The sequence below is a fragment of the Ralstonia sp. 22086 genome (assembly GCF_052045975.1).
Taxonomy (GTDB): domain Bacteria; phylum Pseudomonadota; class Gammaproteobacteria; order Burkholderiales; family Burkholderiaceae; genus Ralstonia; species Ralstonia wenshanensis.
This window is the reverse complement of the sequence record NZ_JBQEPZ010000004.1, coordinates 93,329-117,231: the sequence shown is the minus strand read 5'-3', so window position 1 is coordinate 117,231 and position 23,903 is coordinate 93,329. Positions and strand designations below refer to the sequence as shown.

At 65.1% G+C, this 23,903-nt stretch carries 23 protein-coding genes; 10 read left to right on the top strand and 13 right to left on the bottom strand.

Going from position 1 to position 23,903, the window contains the following annotated elements; translation table 11 throughout:
* Window positions 1-212 precede the first annotated feature (212 nt).
* The 4 genes from wecB to ACTJK6_RS17695 are packed head-to-tail and all read left to right on the top strand — an operon-like array spanning window position 213 to window position 4,557.
* On the top strand, window positions 213-1,469 hold the full coding sequence (wecB, locus tag ACTJK6_RS17710) for a non-hydrolyzing UDP-N-acetylglucosamine 2-epimerase (protein ID WP_440840043.1): 1,257 nt from the start codon (window positions 213-215) through the stop codon (window positions 1,467-1,469).
* A gap of 9 nt (window positions 1,470-1,478) precedes the next feature.
* Entirely contained in the window at window positions 1,479-1,931 is a 453-nt protein-coding gene (locus ACTJK6_RS17705; protein WP_440839693.1) for a hypothetical protein, read from the top strand.
* 23 nt (window positions 1,932-1,954) lie between these two features.
* Window positions 1,955-3,667, top strand: coding sequence for a DUF2334 domain-containing protein (locus ACTJK6_RS17700; protein ID WP_440839691.1), 1,713 nt, complete (start codon window positions 1,955-1,957; stop codon window positions 3,665-3,667).
* Window positions 3,668-3,669: 2 nt separating this feature from the next.
* On the top strand, window positions 3,670-4,557 hold the full coding sequence (locus ACTJK6_RS17695; RefSeq protein WP_260803237.1) for a hypothetical protein: 888 nt from the start codon (window positions 3,670-3,672) through the stop codon (window positions 4,555-4,557).
* Here ACTJK6_RS17695 and ACTJK6_RS17690 read toward each other — a convergent pair.
* From ACTJK6_RS17690 to ACTJK6_RS17680, 3 genes are all read right to left on the bottom strand, one after another.
* Complete coding sequence (locus tag ACTJK6_RS17690; protein ID WP_232039108.1) at window positions 4,547-5,680, bottom strand: mechanosensitive ion channel family protein; 1,134 nt, start codon at window positions 5,678-5,680, stop codon at window positions 4,547-4,549. The genes ACTJK6_RS17695 and ACTJK6_RS17690 overlap by 11 nt on opposite strands.
* A gap of 53 nt (window positions 5,681-5,733) precedes the next feature.
* Entirely contained in the window at window positions 5,734-6,834 is a 1,101-nt protein-coding gene (locus ACTJK6_RS17685; RefSeq protein WP_440839690.1) for a GGDEF domain-containing protein, read from the bottom strand.
* A 142-nt stretch (window positions 6,835-6,976) separates the two neighbouring features.
* Window positions 6,977-8,296 (bottom strand): Nramp family divalent metal transporter, encoded by a 1,320-nt coding sequence (locus tag ACTJK6_RS17680; protein WP_440839689.1) that lies wholly within the window; start codon window positions 8,294-8,296, stop codon window positions 6,977-6,979.
* 233 nt (window positions 8,297-8,529) lie between these two features.
* On the opposite strand from ACTJK6_RS17680, the gene ACTJK6_RS17675 reads away from it, so the two are divergent.
* Together ACTJK6_RS17675 and ACTJK6_RS17670 are read left to right on the top strand one after the other, a co-directional pair.
* Window positions 8,530-9,207, top strand: a complete 678-nt coding sequence (locus tag ACTJK6_RS17675) for a response regulator (RefSeq protein WP_004631528.1) — start codon at window positions 8,530-8,532, stop codon at window positions 9,205-9,207.
* Window positions 9,204-10,691, top strand: coding sequence for an ATP-binding protein (locus ACTJK6_RS17670; RefSeq protein WP_440839688.1), 1,488 nt, complete (start codon window positions 9,204-9,206; stop codon window positions 10,689-10,691). Before ACTJK6_RS17675 ends, ACTJK6_RS17670 begins: the two co-directional genes overlap by 4 nt.
* 37 nt (window positions 10,692-10,728) lie before the next feature.
* On the opposite strand, the gene ACTJK6_RS17665 is transcribed toward ACTJK6_RS17670, so the two are convergent.
* From ACTJK6_RS17665 to ACTJK6_RS17650, 4 genes are all read right to left on the bottom strand, one after another.
* On the bottom strand, window positions 10,729-11,340 hold the full coding sequence (locus ACTJK6_RS17665) for an NAD(P)-dependent oxidoreductase (RefSeq protein WP_316871722.1): 612 nt from the start codon (window positions 11,338-11,340) through the stop codon (window positions 10,729-10,731).
* Window positions 11,341-11,436: 96 nt separating this feature from the next.
* The gene (locus tag ACTJK6_RS17660; RefSeq protein WP_440839687.1) at window positions 11,437-11,874 is read right to left on the bottom strand and encodes an Rrf2 family transcriptional regulator; all 438 of its coding nucleotides are present in this window, start codon (window positions 11,872-11,874) and stop codon (window positions 11,437-11,439) included.
* A 73-nt stretch (window positions 11,875-11,947) separates the two neighbouring features.
* The gene (locus tag ACTJK6_RS17655) at window positions 11,948-12,592 is read right to left on the bottom strand and encodes an FMN-dependent NADH-azoreductase (RefSeq protein WP_440839686.1); all 645 of its coding nucleotides are present in this window, start codon (window positions 12,590-12,592) and stop codon (window positions 11,948-11,950) included.
* Window positions 12,593-12,611: 19 nt separating this feature from the next.
* The gene (locus ACTJK6_RS17650) at window positions 12,612-12,941 is read right to left on the bottom strand and encodes a DMT family transporter (RefSeq protein WP_440839685.1); all 330 of its coding nucleotides are present in this window, start codon (window positions 12,939-12,941) and stop codon (window positions 12,612-12,614) included.
* A gap of 332 nt (window positions 12,942-13,273) precedes the next feature.
* On the opposite strand from ACTJK6_RS17650, the gene ACTJK6_RS17645 reads away from it, so the two are divergent.
* Both ACTJK6_RS17645 and ACTJK6_RS17640 read left to right on the top strand, forming a co-directional pair.
* Window positions 13,274-13,972, top strand: coding sequence for an HAD-IA family hydrolase (locus tag ACTJK6_RS17645; protein ID WP_440839684.1), 699 nt, complete (start codon window positions 13,274-13,276; stop codon window positions 13,970-13,972).
* Window positions 13,969-15,162 (top strand): amidohydrolase, encoded by a 1,194-nt coding sequence (locus tag ACTJK6_RS17640; RefSeq protein WP_440839683.1) that lies wholly within the window; start codon window positions 13,969-13,971, stop codon window positions 15,160-15,162. The genes ACTJK6_RS17645 and ACTJK6_RS17640 overlap by 4 nt, the downstream gene beginning before the upstream one ends.
* A gap of 38 nt (window positions 15,163-15,200) precedes the next feature.
* On the opposite strand, the gene ACTJK6_RS17635 is transcribed toward ACTJK6_RS17640, so the two are convergent.
* The 6 genes from ACTJK6_RS17635 to ACTJK6_RS17610 all read right to left on the bottom strand — a co-directional run bounded on the left by ACTJK6_RS17635 (window position 15,201) and on the right by ACTJK6_RS17610 (window position 21,307).
* Window positions 15,201-16,526, bottom strand: a complete 1,326-nt coding sequence (locus ACTJK6_RS17635; protein ID WP_440839682.1) for an NAD(P)/FAD-dependent oxidoreductase — start codon at window positions 16,524-16,526, stop codon at window positions 15,201-15,203.
* Between the two features lie 20 nt (window positions 16,527-16,546).
* Window positions 16,547-17,266, bottom strand: a complete 720-nt coding sequence (locus ACTJK6_RS17630; RefSeq protein ID WP_440839681.1) for a cupin domain-containing protein — start codon at window positions 17,264-17,266, stop codon at window positions 16,547-16,549.
* A 50-nt stretch (window positions 17,267-17,316) separates the two neighbouring features.
* Window positions 17,317-17,811, bottom strand: a complete 495-nt coding sequence (locus tag ACTJK6_RS17625; protein ID WP_039599256.1) for an Lrp/AsnC family transcriptional regulator — start codon at window positions 17,809-17,811, stop codon at window positions 17,317-17,319.
* Window positions 17,812-17,901: 90 nt separating this feature from the next.
* A complete protein-coding gene (locus tag ACTJK6_RS17620; RefSeq protein WP_440839680.1) occupies window positions 17,902-19,302 on the bottom strand; it encodes an aspartate aminotransferase family protein in 1,401 nt (466 codons plus the stop codon).
* A 156-nt stretch (window positions 19,303-19,458) separates the two neighbouring features.
* Window positions 19,459-20,391, bottom strand: a complete 933-nt coding sequence (locus tag ACTJK6_RS17615; protein ID WP_440839679.1) for a 2-hydroxyacid dehydrogenase — start codon at window positions 20,389-20,391, stop codon at window positions 19,459-19,461.
* Between the two features lie 28 nt (window positions 20,392-20,419).
* Window positions 20,420-21,307, bottom strand: a complete 888-nt coding sequence (locus ACTJK6_RS17610; RefSeq protein WP_232039122.1) for a GNAT family N-acetyltransferase — start codon at window positions 21,305-21,307, stop codon at window positions 20,420-20,422.
* Window positions 21,308-21,548: 241 nt separating this feature from the next.
* Between ACTJK6_RS17610 and ACTJK6_RS17605 the strand changes: the two genes are divergently transcribed.
* Entirely contained in the window at window positions 21,549-23,030 is a 1,482-nt protein-coding gene (locus ACTJK6_RS17605; protein ID WP_440839678.1) for an aldehyde dehydrogenase family protein, read from the top strand.
* 204 nt (window positions 23,031-23,234) lie between these two features.
* Window positions 23,235-23,900 carry a haloacid dehalogenase type II gene (locus ACTJK6_RS17600; RefSeq protein WP_232039124.1) on the top strand — a complete coding sequence of 222 codons (666 nt, stop codon included), beginning with the start codon at window positions 23,235-23,237 and terminating at the stop codon, window positions 23,898-23,900.
* Window positions 23,901-23,903 lie beyond the last annotated feature (3 nt).

Here is a 23,903-nt window from a genome sequence, read left to right as displayed (position 1 = left end):
TTTTTGACCGCCGAGGGAAACGGGTAACAAAGAGAACCGGCAGCGACGTCCGCAGGATGGCGTCGCGGCGCCGTGGTGGGTCAAAGCGGGATGCATGGCACGGCCTTCGCTCAGTGGCGAAGTCTGCGCCGGCGTCAGAAGCGGCACGCACGTCCTCGTGCCTGTCGCGCTTTGCAGGCGCGCCGAGCAGATGACAGGGGAATGCAGTGATGATGGGAAAGATCTTGACCGTGTTCGGCACGCGCCCGGAGGCCATCAAGATGGCGCCGCTGGTGCAGGCATTGCAGGCCGAGGCAGGCTTTGCTTCGGCGGTGTGCGTCAGCGCGCAGCACCGGCAGATGCTGGATCAAGTGCTGGAACTCTTCGGCATCGTGCCGGAGTTTGACCTCAATCTGATGCGGCCGGGGCAGACGCTGTCCGACATCACGTCCAACGTGTTGGGCGGCATCGACGGCGTGCTCGATGCCTACAAGCCCGATGCCGTGCTCGTGCACGGCGACACGACAACCACGCTGGCGGCAAGTCTGGCCGCGTTCTACCGGCGCATTCCGGTGGGGCATGTGGAAGCGGGTTTGCGTACCGGCAACATCTGGTCGCCATGGCCGGAAGAGCTGAACCGGCGCGTCACCGATTCCGTGACCACATGGCACTTCGCGCCCACCGCCGAATCGCGCCAGAACTTGCTGGACGAGGGCATTGACCCCGAGCAGGTCACGCTTACCGGCAACACCGTCATCGATGCGCTGCTGGCCGTGAAGCAACGGCTGGACATCGACGCCGCGCTGTCCGCCCAGATGGCGGCGCGCTATCCGTTTCTGGAGGCCAGGCGTCGGATGATCCTGGTGACTGGCCATCGCCGCGAGAACTTCGGCGAGCCATTCGAGAACTTCTGCGTGGCGCTGCGCCTGCTGGCGGCGCGTCATCCGGATGTGCAGATTGTGTATCCGGTGCACCTGAACCCGAACGTGCAGCAGCCCGTCAACGCCATCCTATCCGGCCATGACAACGTTCACCTGATTGCGCCACAGGACTACCTGCCGTTCGTCTACCTGATGGACCGCGCCTACCTGATCGTCACCGATTCCGGTGGCATCCAGGAAGAGGCGCCCGCGCTGGGCAAGCCGGTGCTGGTGACGCGCGACACCACCGAGCGGCCGGAGGCCGTTGCATCGGGCACCGCGCGGCTGGTCGGCACCGATACGCAACGCATCGTCGACGAAGCAGAAACGCTGCTCAACAACACTGCCGAATACGAGCGCATGGCACAGGCCCACAACCCCTACGGCGACGGCCACGCCTGCCGGCGCATTGTCGATGCGCTGAAGAAGGCGTTCACCACACAGCCGCAGAAGGTGGCGCGCGGCCCGCAACTCATTCGCAAACCGGCCACCGAGGCCGAAATCATCGATCTGGAAGCGGCGCGCGCCACCGCGCAAGGGTCGTCAACGCAGCAGCGCCTGAACGGTTAGGAGGCTTTGATGAAAGCGAAGCAAATCGGGGGCGGCGTGTTGGTTGCGTCCGCACTTGTTGCCGGGTGGCTGATCGTCGCGCCGCCGTGGGCTGGTGATGGAGGTGTCCCCGCCATCGTGGCCGGCGCGACTGGCCAGGGCAACCTCAGTACCGACACAGACAAGAAAGCCCCAGCGCCCGCGTCTTCCAGGGCGACGGCCACGGCTGCGCAACCCATGCAACCCACCGTTGTGGCAGCAGTCACACCCAGGCCCGTGACTGGAGGCGGCCGCGCCTACGGCTACGGCGTCATGGACGAGAACGGACAGGTCATCCCACCGCCGCGCCCGGCAGTCATGACCGAAGTCCGCCCCGGCACGCCGGAAAACGAGGCGGCAGGTACAGACCGTGGCCACGATCGTGGCCCCAACTTCAACCTCGGGCTCTACCGCCAAGCGGACGGCTCGTTCTATCGCCCATGATTGCCATGAGTCGGAGAGTCATCATGAAGACATTGCTACGAAAGTTCCTGTGCGCGCTCGTCTTTGCGAGCGGCCTGCTTGGCATATCGCTGACAGCGCCAGCGCAGGCCGCAACCTGCACGATCGGCCTCGGCACCATCTGTGTGACGGTGGGCGGGACGACAACCAGCACGCCAGCTCCCATGCTGGTGCTGTACGACGCGCCGCCCAACGACCAGTACACCAATCTGGGCAAGGCATACGCGATCATGCTCTACAACCTGCTCGCGCACTTCAACACCACCATCACCATGCTGCCCGTGCAGAACTACACGGCTGGCATGACCGAGCAGTACACCGCCATCTTCTATATGGGGAGTTACTACAACAACCCCATCCCGGCGGCGTTCCTGTCGGATGTGACCACCACGCAGAAGACCGTCGTCTGGTTCAAGTACAACCTGTGGGAACTTGCCTGGAACACGGCGTATCCGTTCACGTCACGTTACGGCATCAACTTCGTTGGTCTGCGCGGCATGAACGCGGCACCGTCGGCGAGCGCGCCGAACCCCGGCTTCTTCGATACGGTGTCGTACAAGAACCAGACCATGACCAAGTACTACGCCTTCAATGCCACGACCGGCGCCATCAGCGCGGATCCGGACATTGGCGTGACCTCCGTGGCTGACCCGACCAAGGCCAGCAGCGTGGTGACGATCACCAACTCGGTGACGCAGGAGACGGCGCCATACATCATGCGGTCGGGTAATTTCTGGTACGTGGCGGACATGCCGTTCTCGTATATCGGCCCACGCGATCGCTATCTGGCGATGTGCGACATGCTGCATGACATCCTGGGTACCAATGCGCCTACGCTGCACCGCGCGCTGGTGCGCCTGGAAGACGTCAACGCGACGAATACCGTGACGTCCATCAACACGCTGACGGACTACCTCTACAGCAAGAAGATCCCATTCTCGATCGCCACCATCCCGCTGTACAAAGACCCGAACGGCGTCTACAACGGCGGCGTGTCGCAGACCATCCACCTGGTCAACGCGACGGGGCTCAAGTCAGCGCTCAACCATGCGTTGCCACGTGGCGGGAAGATCCTGATGCACGGCTACACCCACCAGTACAGCAACATCCCGAACCTCATCAACGCCGTCAGCGCGAACGACTTCGAGTTCTGGCTCGCCACGCAGAACCGGCCTGTGAACGAGGACTCGACGCAATGGGCAGCCGGGCGGTTGTCGTCGGGTTTGCTGGAGTTCCAGCTCAATGGCTATGCGCCGTTTGCCTGGGAGGCGCCGCACTATCAATCGTCTCCGTTGTCCATCAAGGCCGTGCCGCAGTACTTCAAGAACACGTATCAGCGCGTGGTGTATTACACATCGGACAACCCGCAGACCTTGAACTCGACCGCCGCAGGACATGATTTTTCGGTTGGCCAGTTCTTCCCCTACATCATTCAGAAGGACTACTACAACCAGCGCATCATTCCGGAAAACCTCGGCAACGTGGAATACAACATCTGCAATATCGATCCGTCGTCATGCCTGACGTACACCGCACAGGACATCCTGACCAACGCGACGTATGCACAGGTGGTACGAGACGGCTTTGCCTCGTTCTTCTTCCATCCGTTCTGGCTGGAGCCGGATCTTGGTACGCCGGGCTATACCGACTTCCAGACCATCATCACGGGTATCACCAGCATGGGGTACACCTGGGCGGACGCGAGCACGGTGAAGTGACGATGAGGCGGATGCGCTTGTTACTGGCGACTGTCATGCTGGCATTGAGCGCATCCTCTGAGGCCGCAGGGTCGGTGGGCGAAATGCCTGCCGGCCCTGTGCCGTTGTATGGCGTGACGGTTGACGCAGTGGACAACGTGCCTGCCGTGGTGGACGCGTTGTCGCATCTCTCGCGCACGCCCACAGTGCGCGTCGTCTTTGATGAAGGCATGGATGCACCGCATTACGTCGGGCCGGTGGCCGCAATCCGGGACGTAGCGTATGTGATGGGCGAACTGGTGGACTCCTCCACGCTCAAGCAATACACCGCACAGCAACTGCGCGAGCGTGCCGCCGCCTACCTGCACACGCTCGGCACCAACGTCGACGTCTGGGAAGTGGGCAACGAGATCAACGGCGAGTGGACGGGCCCCACACGCGACGTGATCGACAAGACCATGGCGGCCTATGAAGTCATCAGAGCCGGCGGCGGCCGCACTGCGCTCACGCTGTACTACAACGAAGGCTGCGCCGAGCAGCCGTCACGCGCGATGTTCGAGTGGGTGCAACGTAATGTGCCGCTGCGCCTGCGCGATGGGCTCGATTACGTCTTCATCAGCTTCTATGAAGACGACTGCAAGATCCCGCCGCCCGACTGGAACGCTGTGTTCACCCGGCTAGGCGGACTGTTTTCGCATGCCGCGCTCGGGTTTGGAGAGGTCGGGACGCGACATGCCGCACGCAAGCCGGCGCTCGTTGCGCATTACTACGGGCTCGCGGTCACGCATCCTCGCTTTGTCGGCGGCTACTTCTGGTGGTACTTCCGCCAGGACATGGTGCCGCGCTCAAGGCCGCTGTGGCGCAGCCTCGATGCGGCGTTCCTCAGCATGCCCGTGGCGGTCAGCCGCTAGCTCGCGCGCTGACGCGTTGTGTACTCGTGGTTGATTTACGGCCTGCCAGGTCTTCGGGTTCAACGGGCTCACCGTCACGACGCACGAGCTGGATCGTGCGTGTGGGCAGTGCGAACGAGGTGCCGAGGTTTTCCAGCCCCTCCAGGATGGTCAGGTTGATGCGCTGCTGAATATCCATATAGAGGTTGAAGTCCGGATCGGTCACGAAATACACGACCTCGAAGTTCAGCGCGTTCTCGCCAAATTCCTTGAAGTGCGCGCGATCAAACCGCGTGTTGCCGGCGGCTTCCACCGCGCGGCGCACGATGTCCGGAATCTTCTGCAGCTGTGCGGCACGCGCATCGTAGGTCACCCCAAAGGTGAAGACGATACGTCGTTCCGACATTCGTTTGTAATTGTGAATCGTGCTCTTGAGCAGCGCCGTGTTGGAAGCGACGATCTCTTCGCCCGACAGGCTGCGGATGCGCGTGGTCTTGAGGCCAACGTGCTGCACCGTGCCGGCAATCGATTCAAAGACGATGAAGTCTCCGATCTCGAACGGCTTGTCCAGCCCAATGGCGAGCGAGGCAAACAGGTCACTCAGGATGCTCTGCACCGCCAGCGCCACCGCCACGCCGCCCACACCCAGGCTGGCGACAAAGGCGGTGATGTTGACGCCCACATTGGCCAGGATGGCCAGCAGCAGCATCGACCACAGTGCAAAGCGCAGCACCCATGCCGTCATGGAAGTGATCACCGGGTTGCGCGTCGCGTGGGTCTGCGTCGACAGCCGATCACGCGCCCACAGCTTCACGCCGCGGTTGAGCCACAGGGCGATCTGGAAGCCGATGATGACGAACCAGATGTGATCGAGCTTGTTGGCAATGCGCGTGGGCAGATCGATGAAGTACGAACCTGCAAGTAAGGCGGCCAGCGCAATGAACAGCGGGTGTGTATCGCGTAGCACCGCCGTGACGAGAATGTCGAAGCGGTAGCCGGTGCGGCGCGCGCGCGCATCAAACCGGTTGCAGATCAGGTGCAACACGCTGGACAGCAACACGTATGCAGCGATCACAGTCAATGCGGCGGCGGCCCAATCGCGGGCCGGCACGCGCAGGAAGGTGTGGGCGTTGAGCCACTCCATGGGCATCTCCGTGCAGAAAACACGGATGCTGCGCCGCACATAGCGTGCCTGCCTTACTGCCGCAATGTTGCCTTCGGCTCTGCGTCGGTCGGCACGCACACGCGGTTGCGGCCCTGTCGCTTGGCTTCCATCAGGCCGAGATCGGCATCGGCCAAAAGACGCGCCAGATCTTGCCCGGGGCGCAGCGGCGCGGCCCCCACGCTCACTGTCAGCGGCCCCACGGGCGTTTGCGTGCCTGCCACGGCCGTCTTGAGCCGTTCCACCACGGCAAGCGCGCCGGTCAGGCCGCAGCCCGGCAGCAGCACGGCAAACTCGTCTCCGCCCAGACGGCCGAACAGGTCGGCCGGGCGCAGCACGCCCGCCAGCGCATCGGACAACGCGACGAGTGCATCGTCACCGGCGGCATGTCCCCACGTATCGTTGATGGATTTGAAGTGATCGACGTCGAGGTACAGCGCGCACAACGGCTCGGCATGATGCTGCGCGCGCTCGACCGCAAAGGTGCCCAGCTCGAAGAAGCGTTGCCGCGCGAGCATGCCGGTCAGGTGGTCGGTGTTGGCGCGATCGGCCAGGCTGCGTTCGGCCGCAAAGTGCCGCGCCATGGCGCGCAGCAGGTAGTGGTGAATGACGGCGGCCGCAGCCATGCAGATCGGCAGATAAAGCACCAGCCCCAGCCAGCCGTGGTGGATTGCCGTGGCGGGTTCTGGCGCGATCAGCAGCGCGACGATGGGCCCGGCCGTGCACAGCGCCATGGCGATGCAGAAATCACGCCGGTTGAGCCACGCGGGGCTGGTCGCAAGCGGCATTAGATAGAACGCCGGCAGTACCCATTGGAGCCCCGCCTGATGACCGAACGCGATGATGGCCACTTCCTCTGCCAGCAGGTGCGTAAGCGCCAGCACCCCCCACAAGCCGGTGTGCCGATACCGCTGTGCCACCACCACGATTGCCATCAGCAGCAAGAGCAGCGCAAGCAGCGGCTCCGGCCGATGCAGCAGCCCGACCGACCAGCCCAGCACGATCGCGAAGGCGTAACCGAGCACGCCGCATTTGCTCAGCGCGATGATCATCGGCACAAAATGGCGCGCCTGATAGTCACGCGAGGGTGTGCGAGCGTCGGGCAGGTCGGAGGCGGTAGGCAGGTTCGCGCTCAAGGCAGGGCAAGAGAGACCCTCTGGCGCGACGGGATGATGCGGGCGCGGGCGGGGCCGGATTGCGCAACAAAGCGCGCATTCTAATAGCGGTGGCCAACCCCGTGCGCGGTTTTTTAGTGGGGGGAATCCCGCAATGTACGACTCAGCCTGTCAGCACCTGCCACACCAGCCACACGTTGGCGACGCTGATGACGATGAATAACCCCCACGCCAGCCAAGACGTTAACCGGCTGCTCACAAACACGCCCATCAGCGTGCGATCGCCCGTCATGCGGATCAGCGGAAGCATCGCAAACGGCAGTTGCAGGCCGAGCACCACCTGGCTGATGACAAGCAGTTTGCCGATGGCGTGGTCGCCGAGCATCGCCACACCGATGAACGCGGGGACCAGCGCCAGCGCCCGCGTGATCAAACGCCGCTGCCAGCAGGGGATGCGCAAGTCGAGGAAGCCCTCCATCAGAACCTGCCCCGCGATGGTGCCGGTAAAGGTGGAGCTTTGCCCCGCCGCCAGCAGCGCGATGCCAAACAGCAGCCCGGCCAGCGCCGTTCCGACGATGGGCTCCAGCAGGTGGTAGGCGTCCTCGATGTCAGCCACGTTCTGATGGCCGTGCGCGTTGAATGCCGCTGCCGCCATGATCAGGATTGCGCCGTTCACAAGCAGGGCCAGGCCCAGCGACGCGATGGTGTCCAGCCGCGACAGGCCGATGGCCTCGCGCTTGGCATCTTCGGTGTTGGCCGTCATGCGCGTCTGCACGATGGACGAGTGCAGGTACAGGTTATGCGGCATCACCGTGGCGCCGAGGATGCCGATGGCCAGATACAGCGGCTCGCGCTGGCTCACGGCCTGCCACGAGGGCATCAGCCCGGCCGCCACTGAAGGCCAGTGCGGTTTGATGAGCACGAGTTCAACGAAGTAACACAGCCCGATCGTGAGAATGAGCCCCAGCACGATGGCTTCCAGTTGGCGGAAGTTTTTGCCCTTCAGGCCAAGCACGATCAGCGTGTCCAGCGCGGTGAGCGCCACGCCCCACAGGATCGGCACGCCCAGCAGCAGATGGAAGGCCAGCGCGCAGCCCAGCACCTCGGCCAGGTCGCATGCAATGATGGACAGCTCTGCCAGAAGCCATTGCACGCGCAATGCGCCGGGCTGATAGCGGTTGCGGGAAGCACGCGCCAAGTCCATGCCGGTGACGATGCCCAACCGCGCCGACAGGCACTGCAGCACCATGGCCGCCAGGCTGGAGAGCAACACCACGAACAGCAGCGCATAGCCGTAGCGCGAGCCGGCTTCGATGTCGGTGGCCCAGTTGCCCGGGTCCATATAACCGACCGACACCAGCAGCCCCGGCCCCGCAAAGCGCAGCAGCTTCTTCCACAGCGGCAGGCCGGGCGGCACGGCAACCGTGCCGCGCACCTCGGATGGACAGAACGGCGCGGTGGCGGTGGTGGGCAGGCGGAACATGCGCGGCGGTTTAAGGAAAATGCAATCGGAATTTTGGAATGATAGCTAAATGCAACGTTGCATGCCCGGACCCGCGTCCGGTATGTGTTCGCGAGGCGACTTTCTCGTCACGTGTCTCAACACATTTAAGGCAAAGCTCAGTCCGTTGCGGTAGATTTCGACCTTCGCCGGCGCCTGTTTTCAAGGTGCCGGTTGTCCGTTTACCGTCATTACCGCCGCCGAGATTCCCGCGCATGAACGCCATCCTCCTTATCGAAGACGATTTGCCGCTGGGCACCGCACTGGCCCGCGCGCTGCGTCAGGCCGGCTACAACGCGACCTGGGTGCGCCGCCTGGTCGACGCGCAGAAATGGATCACCACCAACACCTTCGAAGCCATCGTGCTCGACCTGGGGCTGCCCGATGGTGAGGGTCATACGTTCCTGGAAGAACTGCGCGCCGCGCACAGCGACGTGCCCGTCATCATTGCGAGCGCGCGCGATGCGCTGTCGGAACGGCTGAAAGGGCTCGATTCCGGCGCGGACGATTTTCTGGTCAAGCCGTTTCCCGTGGACGAACTCATCGCCCGCCTGCGTGCCGTGCTGCGTCGCCATGCGGGGCAGAGCACCAATCAGTGGAACGTCGGCAACCTGGTGGTGGAGCCCTCGCAGAAGCGCGTGACGCAAGAGGGCCAGGTCATCGAACTCACGCCGCGCGAATACCAACTGCTGCTTGAACTTGTGCGCCGCGCCCACCGCTGGGTGCCGCGCGAAACGCTCATGGACGCGCTTTATCGTGAGGGCGACAGCGTCAGTGCCAACGCGCTCGAAGTCGTCATCCACCACCTGCGCCGCAAGCTCGGCAACGAAACCATCCAGACCATTCGCGGTGTCGGCTACATGATCGGCGGCAACCGTGGGGCCGCCCAATGAAGCTGGCGGTTCCAGCCATCCTGCGGGTTCGCTCGCTGTCATTCCGCCTGTATGTGCTGATCCTGCTGGCGCTGGTGTTGATGCTGCTGGTGCAGCTCGTCATCGCGCATCTGGAAATCTCGCGCACCAACAGCCGCCAGGTGGTGAGCGATCTGCGCATGTCGGCCCAGGCCTATGCGGACCTCACCACGCTCAACATGGATGACGTGCCGCGCCGCGAAGAATTCCTGCGCCGCCTCACCGACATCAAACTGGGCCTGTCGCTGCCCAACATCCTGCCGGGCGAATTCCGCTACGTGCTGTGCGATCGCGCCGGCAATGTCATCACCGCCTTCCCCGGTGCGCCTAACATGCCATGCGGCAAGGCGCAAGGCACCGTCGTCGAGATCATGCTGGAAGGCAAGCCGTGGCGCAGCTACACGGTCGACAGCGTCGACGGCAAGATTTCCGCCACGGTGGCGCAGCCGCTGACGGCCTACGAGCGCGCCATCCGCGATCTCTTCCAGGAAGTGGCGGTGGCGCTGGCCATCCTGGCGAGCGCGCTGATGGTGATGGTCGGCTGGGCCGCACACCAGGGCCTCAAGCCCCTGCGCACGCTCACGCGTCAGGTCGAGGCGCGCGATTCTGCCGACCTCGACCCCGTGCAGAGCGTGGAACATGCCGAGCTGAAACCGCTGGTCGACGCTTTGAACGCACTGTTCGCGCGCGTGCGTCGCGGCATCGAGGCGGATCGCCGTTTCTTTGCCGATGCCGCGCACGAGCTGCGCACGCCGCTCGCTGCCATTCAGGCGCAGGCGTATGTCGTGTCGCATTCCGACAGCGAAGACGATCGTTCCACCGCGCTGCGCGAATTTGATCGCGGCATATCGCGCGCAACGCAGTCGCTTGCCAAGCTGCTCGCCATCGCGCGGCTGGACGCGCGCCGCGTGGAGGCGCAACTTGCGCAGGGCGCATTGTCCGACTTGGCGGGGTGCGCGCGCAGCGGCGTGATCCAGCAGGCTTCGCGCGCCGAGCGCCGCAACATCACGCTGTCGTACGACGGCGCCAACCAGGCGTGGGTCTCGGTATCGCACGAAGACGCTGCGACGCTGGTGGAAAACGTGCTCGACAACGCCGTGCGCGAAACGCCCAACGGCGGCGAGGTGCGCCTGGCCGTCAAGCGTATCGAGCAAGCCGGTGCGCCGATGGTCGAACTGCGCATAGAAGACTCCGGCCCCGGTATCCCGCCCGACGAGCGCGATCGCGTGTTCGAGCGTTTCTACCGCCCGCGCACCAGCCAGTCGCAGGGCAGCGGCCTGGGCCTGGCGATCGTGCGCCGTATCGTTGAACTGGGGAATGGCTCGGTGGCAATCGAAGACGGCCTGGCCCATGCAGACGGCAGAGGCTGCGCGATCGTGATCCGCCTGCCGGCGCTGGATTCCACGCCCGAGCCGATCGAGCCCGATGACGCGCCTCCCGGCATGGCCGACACGCCCAGCCATTGATTGGCGCGCGCCGGCACAGACCTCCAGCTGCCGCTGATCAGTAACCGACCGTGAAACGCTGGCGCGGGTGTGCCGGCTTTTCTGTTTCGTCGAGGAAGGCGATGGCGAAGTCCTCCATCGAAATCCAGGGCTTGCCGTTCGCATCCACCAGCAGCGAATCCTTGCCGACGCGGAAGTGCCCCGTGCGCTCGCCCGGCTCGAAGATGGCCGACGGCGACACGAACGTCCAATTCAACTCGGTTTCCTTGCGCAGCGCGTTGAGGAAATCGCGGCCGGCCGAAGCTTCGTCAAAGTACTCCTTGGGGAACTGCGGCGTGTCGATCAGCGCGACGCCCGGGGCTACTTCCAGGCTGCCCGCGCCACCGACCACCAGCAGGCGCGGCACGGCGGCCTTCTTCACCGCACCAACAATCTGCTCGGCATTGGCTTGCAAGAAACGCACGGTGCTATAGACCACATCGTTGCCGGCAAGCGCGGCAACGAGGCCAGCCTGGTCGGCCACGTCGACATCCTTGGTGGTCAGCCCCGCGCGTGCGGGCAGTTTCGACGCGGTGCGCGCAATGGCCGTCACCTGATGGCCTCGGCGTAGCGCTTCGTCGATCAGGCGGGTGCCCACGTGCCCCGTGGCGCCGATGATTGCGATCTTCATGGTCAATTCCTTATAGTTGGGTGGGTGGCTGAAACGTTATATGTAATTGCTGTGGTTACATATAGGGGTAAAAAAATAGGCCGTCATGCGGCCCGGCTAGGCCCGGCGACGGCGGCGCTGTGCGTGTCCGACCTCGCTGAGGATGCCGGCGATGGTTTGTGCCGCCAGCTCGGCTTCCAGCGCGGCTTGCGCGCGTTCCGTCACGCGCTCCAGCACGCCGGTGATCTCGCGGCCGACCTCGCACGCCGGGTTGGGCGCATTGGGTGGCAGCGCAATCAGCACCGGAGATTCCACCACGCGAAAGACGTCGAGCAGCGTGATGCGATCTGCCGGCCGCGCCAGCTTGGCGCCGCCTGTTGCGCCCATCTGCGAGGTCACGAAACCGGCGTCGGCCAACTGCGCCACCAACCGCCGGATGAGCGCCGGGTTCGTTCCTACGCTGCCAGCGATGAGCGATGACGGCACCGGCCCCTCCGTACTGGCGAGCAGGGTCAGGATGTGTACGGCGACGGCGAAGCGGCTGCTGGTAGACATGGTGGTAAGCGCAAAGTGTAACCATAGTAGATACACTTTGGTATGCAGTCAACCCGGCTAGAAGATGTGCGCTTCAGAAGGCTGCGCCCAACGCCGCCGCCCGCGCGTTTGCGTCGGCCTTGGTCGCCGCGAGCAGATCGGGCGCCGTCAGCGTGGGGGCGGCGCTGATCTCCGTCACGTCTTCAATGCCGAGAAAACGCAGCCAGCGGCGCAGATAGGGCTTCTGGAAATCGTCGGGCGATTCGCTCGCGCCTTCCGTGTGCGCTGCGTATGCGCCGGCGCTGGCGTAGATAAGCGCCGCCTTCTTGCCCGAGAGCAGCGCCTGATAGCCCGTGGCGGCCGACCAGTTCCAGTTCTGCCCCGGCAGCGTCACCACATCAATGAAGTGCTTGAGCCGATACGGCACTCCGAAATTCCACATCGGAACGGAAAAGAGGTAATGATCGGCCGCGTTGAAGCGCTGCGACAACGCCACGGCGCGCTGCCATTGCGCATGCTGTTCCGGCGTGGCGTTCTGGGAGCGCAGGACGGCAAACTTGGCGCCGATCATGTCGGCGTCGAACTCGGGCAGGTCGATGCTCTTGCTCCACAAGTCGATCGTGTCCATCTCGTGGCCGGGGTGCGCGGTGCGGTAGGCGTTGAGAAACTGCTTGGCCACGTCGATGGAGTGGGACAGCGTTTTCATGGGTGAAGCTTCGATATAAAGCAGGCGGGTCATGATGGGATCCTGATACGTTTTACGCAGCGTTGAAGAAGTTGAGGCCCACCGTGCCGGCAATCACGAGCCCGATGCAGGCCAGGCGCGCGGGCTGCATGCTCTCGCCAAAGAGCACGATGCCGAGCACCGTCACCCCCACCGAGCCGATGCCCGTCCAGATGGCGTAGGCCGTGCCGGCAGGCAGGCCGCGCATGGCATGCGTGAGCAAGAAGACGCTGACAAGCGCCGTCACGATGCCGAGCACGCTGGGGATGGGTCGCGTCCACCCTTGCGCAAATTTGAGCGAGATCGCCATGGCGATCTCCACAGCGCCGGCTGCCAGCAGCCAGAGCCAGGCGGTTTGAAGCATGGGGCCTCCGTGGTTTCCGTTGCCGGGCCGGCAAGCGGATGCGTTGCGATGCACCCAGAGTAAGGACGGTGCGGCGCGGCAACAAGTACGCACCTGGAGGTAACCACCACGGGCGGCGCGGTTAAGGGTGTCCGGGCCTCCGGGCCTCCGGACGTCCGGGCGCCCACCAAACGATCTGTGCGCTGCGTCGGCAAAAACGCAATTCGCTGCCGTGTCGCGGCGCGCGATCGGCACCATCGTCGGCGCCGCTGCTCCTAAGCTAGACGCCATGCAAGGCGGCTTGCCGCCACCCTTGGATTCATTCTCGCGTTCAACCACTCAGGAGCGTTGTCATGGCCCTTCGGGATTTCAAAGTGCTGACTTTCGACGTCGTCGGAACGTTGATCGATTTCGAGGGCGGCATGCTCGCCTACCTGCGCCGTGCGGTGCCCGACAGCAAGGTTACCGACGAGGATTTTCTGAGCGCCTATCGGGCCGCACGCAAACGCGGCCAGACCGAGTGGTACCCCGACGACCTGGTACCGTGCTGGCACATCGTCGCGCAGCAGCTTGGTTTGCCCGATACCGATACGCTGGCCCGCGGCTTTCGCGATTCGGTGGCCGAATGGCCGGCGTTTCCCGATTCGGTGGAGGCGCTGCAGCGGTTGGGCAAGCACTTCAAGCTCGTCACCATGACCAACGCGCAATCGTGGGCGCTCGACCATTTTCAACGGACGCTCGGCGCACCGTTCGATCTGCTGCTCAGCTGCGACGATGCCTTGTGCGAGAAGCCCGATGCGCGGTATTTCGCCTACGCACGCGGCCGCTATGAAGGCGCGTGGGGCTTCAAGCAGGGCGACAACCTGCACGTGGCGCAGAGCCAGTACCACGACATCGGCATCGCGAAGCGCCTCGGCATCACCACCTGCTGGATCGAGCGCCGGCACGGCATGAAGGATTCGGGCGGCACCATCGAATCCGAGCACACCGTGCCTGACTACCATTTCCATACGCTGGCCCAGTTGGCCGATGCGGTCGAGGCCGGCAAGTGAAGCACGACGACATTGCCGAGCCGGTCGCCGATCTGCTGCCGGACCTCGTGGCACTGCGCCGCGACCTGCACGCGAATCCGGAGCTCGCCTACGAAGAACACCGTACGGCGGGCATCGTCGCGCAGTCGCTGCGGGTGTTGGGGCTGGCGGTGGAGGAGGGCATCGGCGGCACCGGCGTAGTAGGTACGCTGCGCGGCGGCCAGGGCACACGCAGCGTTGCGCTGCGTGCCGACATGGATGCACTGCCGATGGTGGAGCTGGGCCGCTCAGCGCACGCGAGCCGCATGCAGGGCAGGCACCACGGCTGCGGGCATGACGGTCACACCAGCATGCTGATCGGCGCGGCGCGCCAGCTTGCGCGAACGGGCGTCGACGGCACGGTCCACTTCATCTTCCAGCCAGCCGAAGAGGGCCAGGCCGGCGCGCGCCGGATGATTGAAGACGGCCTGTTCGAGCGTTTTCCGTGCGACAGCGTCTATGCGCTGCATAACTGGCCGGATCTGCCGCTGGGGCACGCGCAGACGCGGCCCGGCCCGATCATGGCGGCGGCAGACCGGTTCGACATCACCGTGCGCGGGCGTGGCGGGCATGCGGCCCAGCCCCACCACACGCCGGATGCCATCCTCGCGGCCAGCCAGCTGGTGGCGCAGCTGCACACCATCGTGTCGCGGCGGATTGATCCGAACGAATCGGCGGTGTTGTCCGTCACGCGCATCGAAGGCGGCCACAGCCACAACGTGTTGCCGGCCGAAGTGCGCATCACCGGCACCGTGCGCAGCTTTGATGCCGTATCGCAGGATCGCATCGAGGCGGCGCTGCGCGACACGGCCAATGGCATCGCGCTGGGCAGCGGCACGCAGGTGGAGGTGGACTACCGCCGCTATTACCCGGCCACCATCAACACGCCGGCCGAGGCGCTGCTCGCGTTGGACGCGGCGCAAGCGATCGGCCTGGAGGCTGCAGAGGCACCACGCGCTGCATTCACCTCAGAAGACTTCGCTTTCATGTTGCAGCGCAAGCCTGGCGCCTATCTCTGGCTCGGCCAATGCCGTGCCGGCGCCGGCCCCGATGGCGAATACCCGCTGCACCACCCGTGCTACGACTTCAACGACGACGCGTTGCCGCTGGGCGTGCGCTGGTTTTGCGAAGTCGCCCGCCGCGCGTTGGCCGCCGTTCCATCTGCTTCTTGAACCGCGGCCACGCGCGTCGCCTTGCCGATATTGCTGCCTTAGAAATCTGCGACCTTGCCCCAGGCCGAGTGCTTGAAACGCGCCGGGTCGTAGGGGGCAGGGTCGAAGATCGGCTTTTCACCGGTCACCAGATCGGCGATCAGATGACCGGCGCCGGGGCCGATTCCGAACCCGTGACCCGAGAAGCCCGCGGCCAAAATGAACCCGGGAATCTCCGGCACTTCACCGATGCCCGGCACGCCGTCCGGGGTGTTGTCCACGAAACCGGCCCAGGCGTTGGCGACGCCTGCTTGGCCCAGCACCGGCAGCAGTTCAACAGCGCGGTTGTAGGTTTGTCTGACGGCCGCTGCATCGGGCCGCGGGTCGAGGATGCGCATGCGCTCCATGGGCGTGGGGGCATCGAGCCGCCACCGCGCGAGTGTTTCGTGGCCGGCGCGAATGCCTTCCAATCCGCCCGGAAACACATTGCGCCAGCGCTTTGCGAACATCGGCAGAAACTGCGGGGCGAAGCGCAGCAACTGCGCGGTTGGGTCCACGCGCCCGCGCCCGCTGATGGCCAGGTTGTAGCTGCCATCGCTGCGGCGGGTGATGGAAACGCGTGCAGTGTGCAAGGCGTCTGGCACCGGCTCGGTCACGCCCGTCACCCGCACGATGGACTGGCGAACGGTGGCCTGCGGAAAGCGGATGCCCAATTGGCGACAGAACGACGAGGCCCAAGCGCCGCCGGCAAACACCACGGTGCGGGTCTTGATGGTTCCGGCTTCCGTGACGACGCCGCTCACGCGGCCGCCCGCGACCTCAATGCCCCGTGCGGCGCAGTTCTGGTGAACGGTCCCGCCGAGCTTCATGAGCGCAGCCGCCACAGATGGCGCCGCCTTGGCAGGGTCCGCCGTGCCGTCACTCGGTGAGAACACGCCGCCCTTCCAAGCGCGGCCTGTGAGACGGCCACGCTCGGACGCTTCTTGGCTGCTCAGCATGTGCGTGGTCACGCCGGCCGTCTTTGCGAAATCGCGCCACTTCGTCCAGCGGGCAAGTTCTTCTTCGTCGTTGCTCAGATAGAGCAGGCCGCACCGGCGGAAACCCGTGTCTTCTCCCGTGTCAGCGGCAAACTGCTCCCACAGTTCAAGGCTCTTGGTGGCCATCGGTAGTTCACGTGCATCGCGGTTTTGCTGTCGGCACCAGCCCCAATTGCGGCTCGACTGTTCGGCCCCGATGCGGCCCTTTTCGACCACGGCCACCGACACGCCGCGCTTGGCCAGGTAATAGGCAGCAAAGACGCCGATGATGCCGCCGCCGACCACGACGACGTCGGCCTGCGCTGGAAGGGAAGAGGCGCTCTCGATGAGGCGCAACGGCTGGGACATGACTCGTGCTCCTCGTTCGTTCAGGCTTGTGCGTTCTGCACCACGTAGAACTTGGCGACGCGCTCTGTGCTTTGCCATCCCATGGCGGTGCCCTGCGGCACGAAGATGGCATCGCCGGTGCCAACGGACAGCACGTTGCCATCCGGGCCAGCGAATTGCACACCGCCATCGAGCACGTACATGAACTCGTTCACCGGATGCGCGCGCACGATGCGGTGATACGGCGTCGAGTCCCACGTGCCCGCACGGTATTGCGTTGGCTCGTCGGTGAAGACGTTATCGCTGCGACACTGCGGAACCGGCCCGATCAGCACTTCGGGCGCGGGTCCACCCGACGGTTTGAAGTCCGCATCGGCGTGCAGCGGGATGAGCGCCGGCGTGGTCGGTGTGTTGATGACAGCAGCGCAGAACACGAATCGAACGCCGGCGGCAGCCTCGATGCGCACCGCTGTGCCGGATGCAATGACCGCGCCGGAGCCCGCACCGATCACCTGCGGTGCCGAGCCCGGCGCCGTGAGCGTCAACTCGCCCTCCACGACGGCGAGCGTCTCCGTATGCGGAAAGCTAGCGACATCCCGCTCGCCGACAAAGGTCGCCCGCCCCGCGCTCATTGCGTTTGGCCCTTCCCAGGCAATCTCCCGTTCTTGCGCGAAGGGGTCGTTTGGGCTCAGGGCGGCTTGCCGGAACTCGGTTGAGATTGGGGCGCCGTCGGCGCGGTGCAGCATCAGGGCGGTTGTCATGCAGGGTGGGTCCTCACCGTATCCAACAGTGGACTCGGTTTCGAGAGGCGTCAGCGTTGGTTGGGAAAGAGCCGTTCGATCGGACAGTGCGTTTTGATGAACGGCGATTTGATGACGATGTAGCTGAAATACTTGGCAATGCCGATGTTGCGTTCCAACAGGTCTTCAATCACTTCCTGGTAGTGGTTGACGCCTCGCGTGATGAAGCGCAGCAGGTAGTCGTAGCCGCCGGAGAGCAGGTGGCATTCGAGCACTTCGTCCACCTCGCGGATGGCAGCTTCGAAGCGCACGAAGGTTTCGCGGTGGTGGTCCGACAGCGTGACCTCGGTGAAGACGGTCAGCGTGTCGCCCAGCTTTTCCAGGCGGATGTGCGCGCCGTAGCCGGAGATGTAGCCGGCCTGCTCCAGGCGCTTGACGCGGATCAGGCACGGGCTGGGCGACAGGCCCACGGCGTCGGCCAGGTCCACGTTCGTCATGCGCCCGTTCTTCTGTAGTTGGGCGAGGATGCGCAGGTCCAGACGATCGATCTTGAGAGCTTCGGTCATGGCAGGGGCGAAGGCGTGGAAGATAGATCCGATTCTGCGGCAGCCGGTGTCTTTTGTGTCAGCTTGTTGGGCCTGTTGCTACTGGTTGCATCAGGCGAGCGCCGCACGCACGGCCGGCATGGCCAGCACGTCGTCGAGCGTCTTTTTCAGGCGCGCGAAGAGTTGGGCGAATTCGTCTTCGGTGTAGGTCAGCGCGGGGGCAAAGCCGAGGATGTTGTCGCCAAACGCGCGGAACACGAGGCCGTTGCCATAGGCAGCCGAGGCAATCAGGTTGGGCAGGCCAAGTGCGGCATCGAAGCCGAGCTTGGTGGCCTTGTCGCTCACGAGTTCCAGCGCGCCCAGCAGGCCGCGATGGCGTGAGTCGCCCACCAGCGGATGCGTGAGCAACCCGTCCAGTCCCGCCGCAAAACTGGCCGCGCCGCGCTGGCCGTTGGCGAGGATGCCGCCTTCTTCGTACAGGCGCAGCACTTCGAGCGCCACGGCCGCGCTCACCGGGTGGGCCGAATACGTCGCCCCATGGCCGATCGGCACACCGGCAGGAGCGCCGTCGGCAATGCCCGCGTAGATCTGGTCGGAAATCAGCGTCGCGCCCATCGGCACGTAGCCTGCCGTGAGCCCCTTGGCCATCGTCATGATGTCGGGGTCGACGCCTTCGGCATCGCAGGCAAACATCGGGCCGGTGCGCCCGAAGCCGGTGATGACTTCATCCACGACGAACAGGATGCCCAGTTCGCGCGTGGCGTCGCGCATGGCCTTGAGCCAGCCCTTGGGCGGGACGATCACGCCGCCGGAGCCCTGGATCGGCTCACAGAAGAATGCGGCGACGTTGTCTGCGCCCAGCTCCGCCACCTTGGCGCGCAATGCCGCCACCGATGCCGCGATGATGCCCTGCGAGTCTGCCGGATTGGCCGCGCGGTACGGGTTGGGCGAAGGGATGTAATGCTGCGTCGGCAGCGGCAGGTCGAAACCGCGATGGAACGCAGGCAGCGCCGTCAGCCCCGCGCCCGTGGACGACGAGCCGTGGTACCCGCGCTCCAGCGAAATGAAATGCTTCTTCGCCGGCTTGCCGATGGCATTGAAGTACTGGACGATAAAACGCACCGCTGCATCCACCGCCTCAGACCCACCCAGCGTGAGATAGACGTGATTGAGCGAGCGCGGCGTGATCTGCACGAGCTTGTCGGCCAGGCGGATGGCGGGCTCGCTGCTGAAATGGAAGTAGCCCGTGGCGTAGGGCAGCCGGCGCATCTGCTCGGCGGCGGCCTGCACCACGCTCTCCTGGCCATAGCCGACGTTGACACACCAGAGGCCCGCGAAGGCGTCGAGTAACTCGTTGCCGTGCGCGTCGGTCAGCCACGCACCGCGTCCGGATGTCAGCACGGTCGGCCCGCGTTGCTCGTGGGTGCGCCAGGCGGCGACCGGGTGAATCAGGTGCGCGCGGTCGATGGCGTCAAGCGAGGCAAGCTGGGGCAGATCGGTGAGCTGGGTCATGGCAGAGTCCGTTCGTGCAGTGAAGGCAATCAATGGACTCAAGAGTAGGCTGTACGGCCTGAGGCTTGGTGCTGCTTTGCGCGGGAAGAACGCAGCGTGCTGCTGTTGTTCGGCGCGCAGCAGCAGATCGTGCGGCGCGCCGTTTGATGCGGGGTTTCAGTAGCCGCGCGAGCGGTCCACAAGCCCGACCATGGGTTCGCCGGCGGTAAAGCGACGCAGGTTGTCGATGACCACCGCTGCTGCGGAAAGCGGTTGCGTCATGCTGGCAATGTGCGGCGTGATGTGGATGCGCGGATGGCGCCACAACGCATGGCCGGCGGGCAGCGGTTCGGGGTCGGTCACGTCGAGCATGGCTTCGCTGAGCTGCCCACTGTCAAGCGCTGCAAGCAGGTCGTCGCTCACCAGTTGCGGGCCGCGGCCAACGTGCACCAGCGCGGCGCCTTGCGGCAATTGTGCGAACAGCGCTGCGTTCAGCACGCCGCGCGTGGCATCGGTCAACGGCATCAGGCAGATGAGGATGTCGGTGCGCGCCAGGAAGGCTTCCAGTTCCTCTTGCCCGGCAAAGCAATGCACGCCGTCGATGGCATGGCGCGATCGGCTCCAGCCCGCGCAGTCGAAATCGAAACCCTTCAACTGGGCCAGCACGGCCTGCCCAAGCGAGCCGAGCCCGAGCACACCAATGCGGCGTTCATTGGCGGGCCGTACCGGCAGCGGGCGCCACTGTTCCGCCTGCTGCTGGCGGCGGTAGGCGGGAATATCGCGGTGCAGGCCCAGCACGGCATGCGTGACGTACTCCACCATGCCGCGCACGATTCCGGGTTCCACCATGCGCACCACGGGCAGTGCGGGCGGCAGCGCGGCAAAGTTGAATTGATCGACCCCCGCGCCCGAAGAGAACAGCACCTCCAGGTGCGGGAACTGCGTCGCGATATCGGCGGGCGGCTCCCAGGCTGCAAGAAAGCGCACCCGTAGCGGATCGCCGATGTCGGGCCAGATGCGGAAGTCGATGTCGGGCGCGTGCTGGCGGAAGACCTCCGCCCATTGCCGGCCGCGAACAGGGTCGGACTTGTAGAGGAACGTGGTGGTCACGATGAGCGATCGGCGCGGTGTTCGGGGCTCAACCCATTGCCTGGGTCACGATGGCAAACAGCGCGGGCGCGCCGGGTGGTGTGGCCAGCGGCTCGCCGCGCACCATGGTGGTGGGGGCGTCCACGCGCAGCAGGCCGATGCTCTCCAGCCACTCGGCCAGGCCGCTGTCGAAGTCGATGTCGATGCGGGTGAAGTGGCCGGCGTTGATGCCCGCCAGATGCGCGATCAGCGCCTTGGCGCTCTCGGCGTCCGGGGCGACCACGGGGCCGATGGCGTGGCCGCGCCCGAATCGGCGCAGCATCGCAAAGCCGCGCGCCTCGCCGTCGTCGTCCAGCACGACGCAGGCGTCTGCGCTGGCGAGCAGATCGTCGATCAGTGCATCGCGCGGCATGCCCCGCGCCTGCGCATCGAGCCGGCGCAAATCCGCAGCCTCATTGAGCCCGGCAGGGCGCAAGCGCCAGCCTGTGGGCAGGGCGATCAGCGGCGTGGGTTGCGCAACGCCCTGGTGCTGGCGGATCTCGCCGGTGCGCACAAAGCCCAGTCGCTCATACAAGCCGCGCCCTTCTGCGGTGGCATGCAGCAGCACGGTGTGGTTGTCCAGGCCGTCGAGCAGCGCGCTCATCAAGCGATGGCCGATGCGCCGGCCCTGGCATGCCGGTGTCACGATGACCAGCCCGATGGTGGCGTGGCGGGGGCCCCAGCGCCAGCGTTGTGCGGTGGCGATGATCTGGCCGTCGCGCTCGGCGACGATGCCCTCGGCATGCGCAAAACTCTGCGCCCAGTCGGCCGGGCGGTGCGGCCAGCGCTGCTCTTCTGACAGGGCATGCGCCTGGGCCAGATCGTCGGCAGTCATGGGGCGCAGCACCACGCCGTCGTCGGCGGGCAGGTTCTGGGCAGGTACGGACGAGGAAGACATGGGAGGTTCCTTCCGGCGAAGGATGAAGGTGGCACCGGCACTCATCTTGGACGACATCGCCGCCGGGAGCCAGATCGAATTCGGGTTTGCCCGCAATTTGCAAGCATCGTCTGTCGAGGGTGTGGGTTTCGCAATTCGATGCGGTAGCGCCCCCGGTTACGAAACCAAATGCCGAGCCTTCCTGCCTAGCATCAATGACCTCATTTCGATATGGGTGCCGGGCTTCGGCGCCCCCAATTTCGTGGCCAAATTTGACCCCCAGACCATCCGCGTGCCTTCCGGCCATTTCATCGGCGGCAGGCTTGTGCCCGACGCCGGCCGCATCACTGTACGCCGCCCTTCCGACAACGCTGTGCATGCGGAGCTGCCGCTGGCGGACGCTTCCACCGTGGACGCTGCCGTGCAAGATGCGTGGCAGGCGTGGCGCACGACGGACTGGGCGCGCCGTGCACCGCGTGACCGGGCGCGCGTGCTGCGCCGCTGGGCTGATCTGATCGACGCCGACGTGGCCAACATGGCGCCGCTCGAGGCCGTGTGCTCCACCCGCCCGCTGCGTGACGCCGCCGCCTGGGACGTGCCATTCACCGCCGAGGGCCTGCGCTTCTTTGCCGAATACGCCGACAAGCTCGGCGGCGACGTGGCAGCCACGCGTCACGACAACCTCGGCATGGTGGTGGCCGAACCCTATGGCGTAGTCGGTGCGATCACGCCGTGGAATTTTCCGCTGGTGATGGTCTCGTGGAAGGTCGGTGCGGCGTTGGCCGCCGGCAACGCGGTCGTGCTCAAACCTTCCGAATTGACGCCGTATTCCGCTATCCGGCTGGCTGAACTCGCCATCGAAGCGGGCGTGCCACCGGGCCTCTTCAACGTGGTGCAGGGAGATGGCCGCACCACGGGCGACGCGCTCACGCGGCATCTGCTGATCTCCAAGATGACCTTCACCGGCTCGACCCGCACCGGCGCCGCCATCATGGCGACCTGCGCCTCGCATGGCCCGAAGCCCGTCACGTTGGAGCTGGGCGGCAAGAGCCCTCAGCTCGTCTTTGCCGACGCGCCCGACATCGACCGGGTGGCCGGCATTGTCGCGGGTGCCATCACCGGCAACGCGGGGCAGGTGTGCGTGGCGGGCTCGCGCCTGATCGTGCAACGGCAGATTGCCCAGGCATTGATCGAGCGCATCACCGCACGCTTTGCCGCGTTGCGGCCCGGCGCCACCTGGGACGACACCGCCACGCTGCCGCCGATCATTTCGGCGGCGCAGGCGGGGCGCATTCTCGACATCGTGGAGCGGTCACGCGATGCCGGCGCGCAGGTGCGCTGCGGCGGCGGCCTGTTTGGCGACGGCCCCGGCGGGGCGTATTTCCAGCCCACGGTGCTCGAAGGCGTGCGCGCAGACAACCCCGCCGTGCAGGAAGAAATCTTCGGCCCTGTGCTGACGGTGCAAACCTTCGATGACGAAGAGGAAGGCCTGGCACTCGCCGCACACGAACACTACGGCCTGGCCGCCGGCGTGCACACCGCAGATATCGGACGCGCGCTGCGCGCCATGCGTGGCATCGCAGCGGGTACGGTCTGGATCAACCGCTATGGACGCAGCGCAGATTTCGTCATCCCCACCGGCGGCTATCACCAGTCGGGTATCGGCAAGGATCTGGGCCGGCAAGCCGTGGAGGCCAACCTGCGCTTCAAAAGTGTGCTGATCGATTTTGCTGCGACGCACTAGCGTGCCTTGGCGGTGCGTGCGGCACGCCAGCGGTGCAGACCGCATGGCATGCCGCGAGTGCCATCGGAAACAGCAGCTTTCTCACGTGAGACCGCGCATTTCCCTACAACCGTGACGAGTCTGCGTGCTTCAATGATTTCGTCATAACCGTGCTGCAAAGACTGCATAACAGCAGCCACCTTCAGGACCTTAGGACCTCAAACCATGACCTTCCGCCCCAAGTACATCACCTTTGACTGCTATGGCACGCTCACGCGCTTCCGCATGGGCGAGATGACGCGCGAGCTGTTTGCCGATCGCATTCCGGCCGAGCAGATGGAGCAGTTCATCGCCGACTTCACTGCCTACCGCTTCGACGAGGTGCTGGGCGACTGGAAACCGTACGAGGTCGTGCTGAAGAACGCTGTGCGCCGCCTGTGCAAGAAATGGAAGATCCAATACTTCGACACCGATGGCCAGGCTTACTACGATGCCGTGCCGACGTGGGACCCGCATGCCGACGTGCCGGCAGGTCTGGCCAAGGTCGCCAAGGAAATCCCGCTGGTGATCCTGTCCAACGCCGATGACTCGCAGATCCAGAAGAATGTGGCGATGCTCGGTGCGCCGTTCCACCGCGTGTACACGGCGCAGCAGGCTCAGGCCTACAAGCCGCGCCTGAAGGCGTTCGAATACATGTTCGATTCATTGGGCTGCAATCCGGAAGACGTGCTGCACGTGTCGTCCAGCCTGCGCTACGACCTGATGTCGGCCGATGACCTCGGCATCGTCAACAAGGTGTTCGTCAACCGCGGTCACGGCCCCGGCAATCCGGCGTACCGTTACACCGAGATCCAGGACATCGGCGGCCTGCCCGGTGTTGTTGGCCTCTAAGCT

Bases quoted from the DNA above. Each gene is read 5' to 3' on its own strand.
- wecB (WP_440840043.1), top strand. From the start codon at position 213: ATGGGAAAGATCTTGACCGTGTTCGGCACGCGCCCGGAGGCCATCAAG.
- ACTJK6_RS17705 (WP_440839693.1), top strand. From the start codon at position 1,479: ATGAAAGCGAAGCAAATCGGGGGCGGCGTGTTGGTTGCGTCCGCACTT.
- ACTJK6_RS17700 (WP_440839691.1), top strand. From the start codon at position 1,955: ATGAAGACATTGCTACGAAAGTTCCTGTGCGCGCTCGTCTTTGCGAGC.
- ACTJK6_RS17695 (WP_260803237.1), top strand. From the start codon at position 3,670: ATGAGGCGGATGCGCTTGTTACTGGCGACTGTCATGCTGGCATTGAGC.
- ACTJK6_RS17690 (WP_232039108.1), bottom strand. From the start codon at position 5,680: ATGGAGTGGCTCAACGCCCACACCTTCCTGCGCGTGCCGGCCCGCGAT.
- ACTJK6_RS17680 (WP_440839689.1), bottom strand. From the start codon at position 8,296: ATGTTCCGCCTGCCCACCACCGCCACCGCGCCGTTCTGTCCATCCGAG.
- ACTJK6_RS17675 (WP_004631528.1), top strand. From the start codon at position 8,530: ATGAACGCCATCCTCCTTATCGAAGACGATTTGCCGCTGGGCACCGCA.
- ACTJK6_RS17670 (WP_440839688.1), top strand. From the start codon at position 9,204: ATGAAGCTGGCGGTTCCAGCCATCCTGCGGGTTCGCTCGCTGTCATTC.
- ACTJK6_RS17665 (WP_316871722.1), bottom strand. From the start codon at position 11,340: ATGAAGATCGCAATCATCGGCGCCACGGGGCACGTGGGCACCCGCCTG.
- ACTJK6_RS17660 (WP_440839687.1), bottom strand. From the start codon at position 11,874: ATGTCTACCAGCAGCCGCTTCGCCGTCGCCGTACACATCCTGACCCTG.
- ACTJK6_RS17655 (WP_440839686.1), bottom strand. From the start codon at position 12,592: ATGACCCGCCTGCTTTATATCGAAGCTTCACCCATGAAAACGCTGTCC.
- ACTJK6_RS17650 (WP_440839685.1), bottom strand. From the start codon at position 12,941: ATGCTTCAAACCGCCTGGCTCTGGCTGCTGGCAGCCGGCGCTGTGGAG.
- ACTJK6_RS17645 (WP_440839684.1), top strand. From the start codon at position 13,274: ATGGCCCTTCGGGATTTCAAAGTGCTGACTTTCGACGTCGTCGGAACG.
- ACTJK6_RS17635 (WP_440839682.1), bottom strand. From the start codon at position 16,526: ATGTCCCAGCCGTTGCGCCTCATCGAGAGCGCCTCTTCCCTTCCAGCG.
- ACTJK6_RS17630 (WP_440839681.1), bottom strand. From the start codon at position 17,266: ATGACAACCGCCCTGATGCTGCACCGCGCCGACGGCGCCCCAATCTCA.
- ACTJK6_RS17625 (WP_039599256.1), bottom strand. From the start codon at position 17,811: ATGACCGAAGCTCTCAAGATCGATCGTCTGGACCTGCGCATCCTCGCC.
- ACTJK6_RS17620 (WP_440839680.1), bottom strand. From the start codon at position 19,302: ATGACCCAGCTCACCGATCTGCCCCAGCTTGCCTCGCTTGACGCCATC.
- ACTJK6_RS17610 (WP_232039122.1), bottom strand. From the start codon at position 21,307: ATGTCTTCCTCGTCCGTACCTGCCCAGAACCTGCCCGCCGACGACGGC.
- ACTJK6_RS17600 (WP_232039124.1), top strand. From the start codon at position 23,235: ATGACCTTCCGCCCCAAGTACATCACCTTTGACTGCTATGGCACGCTC.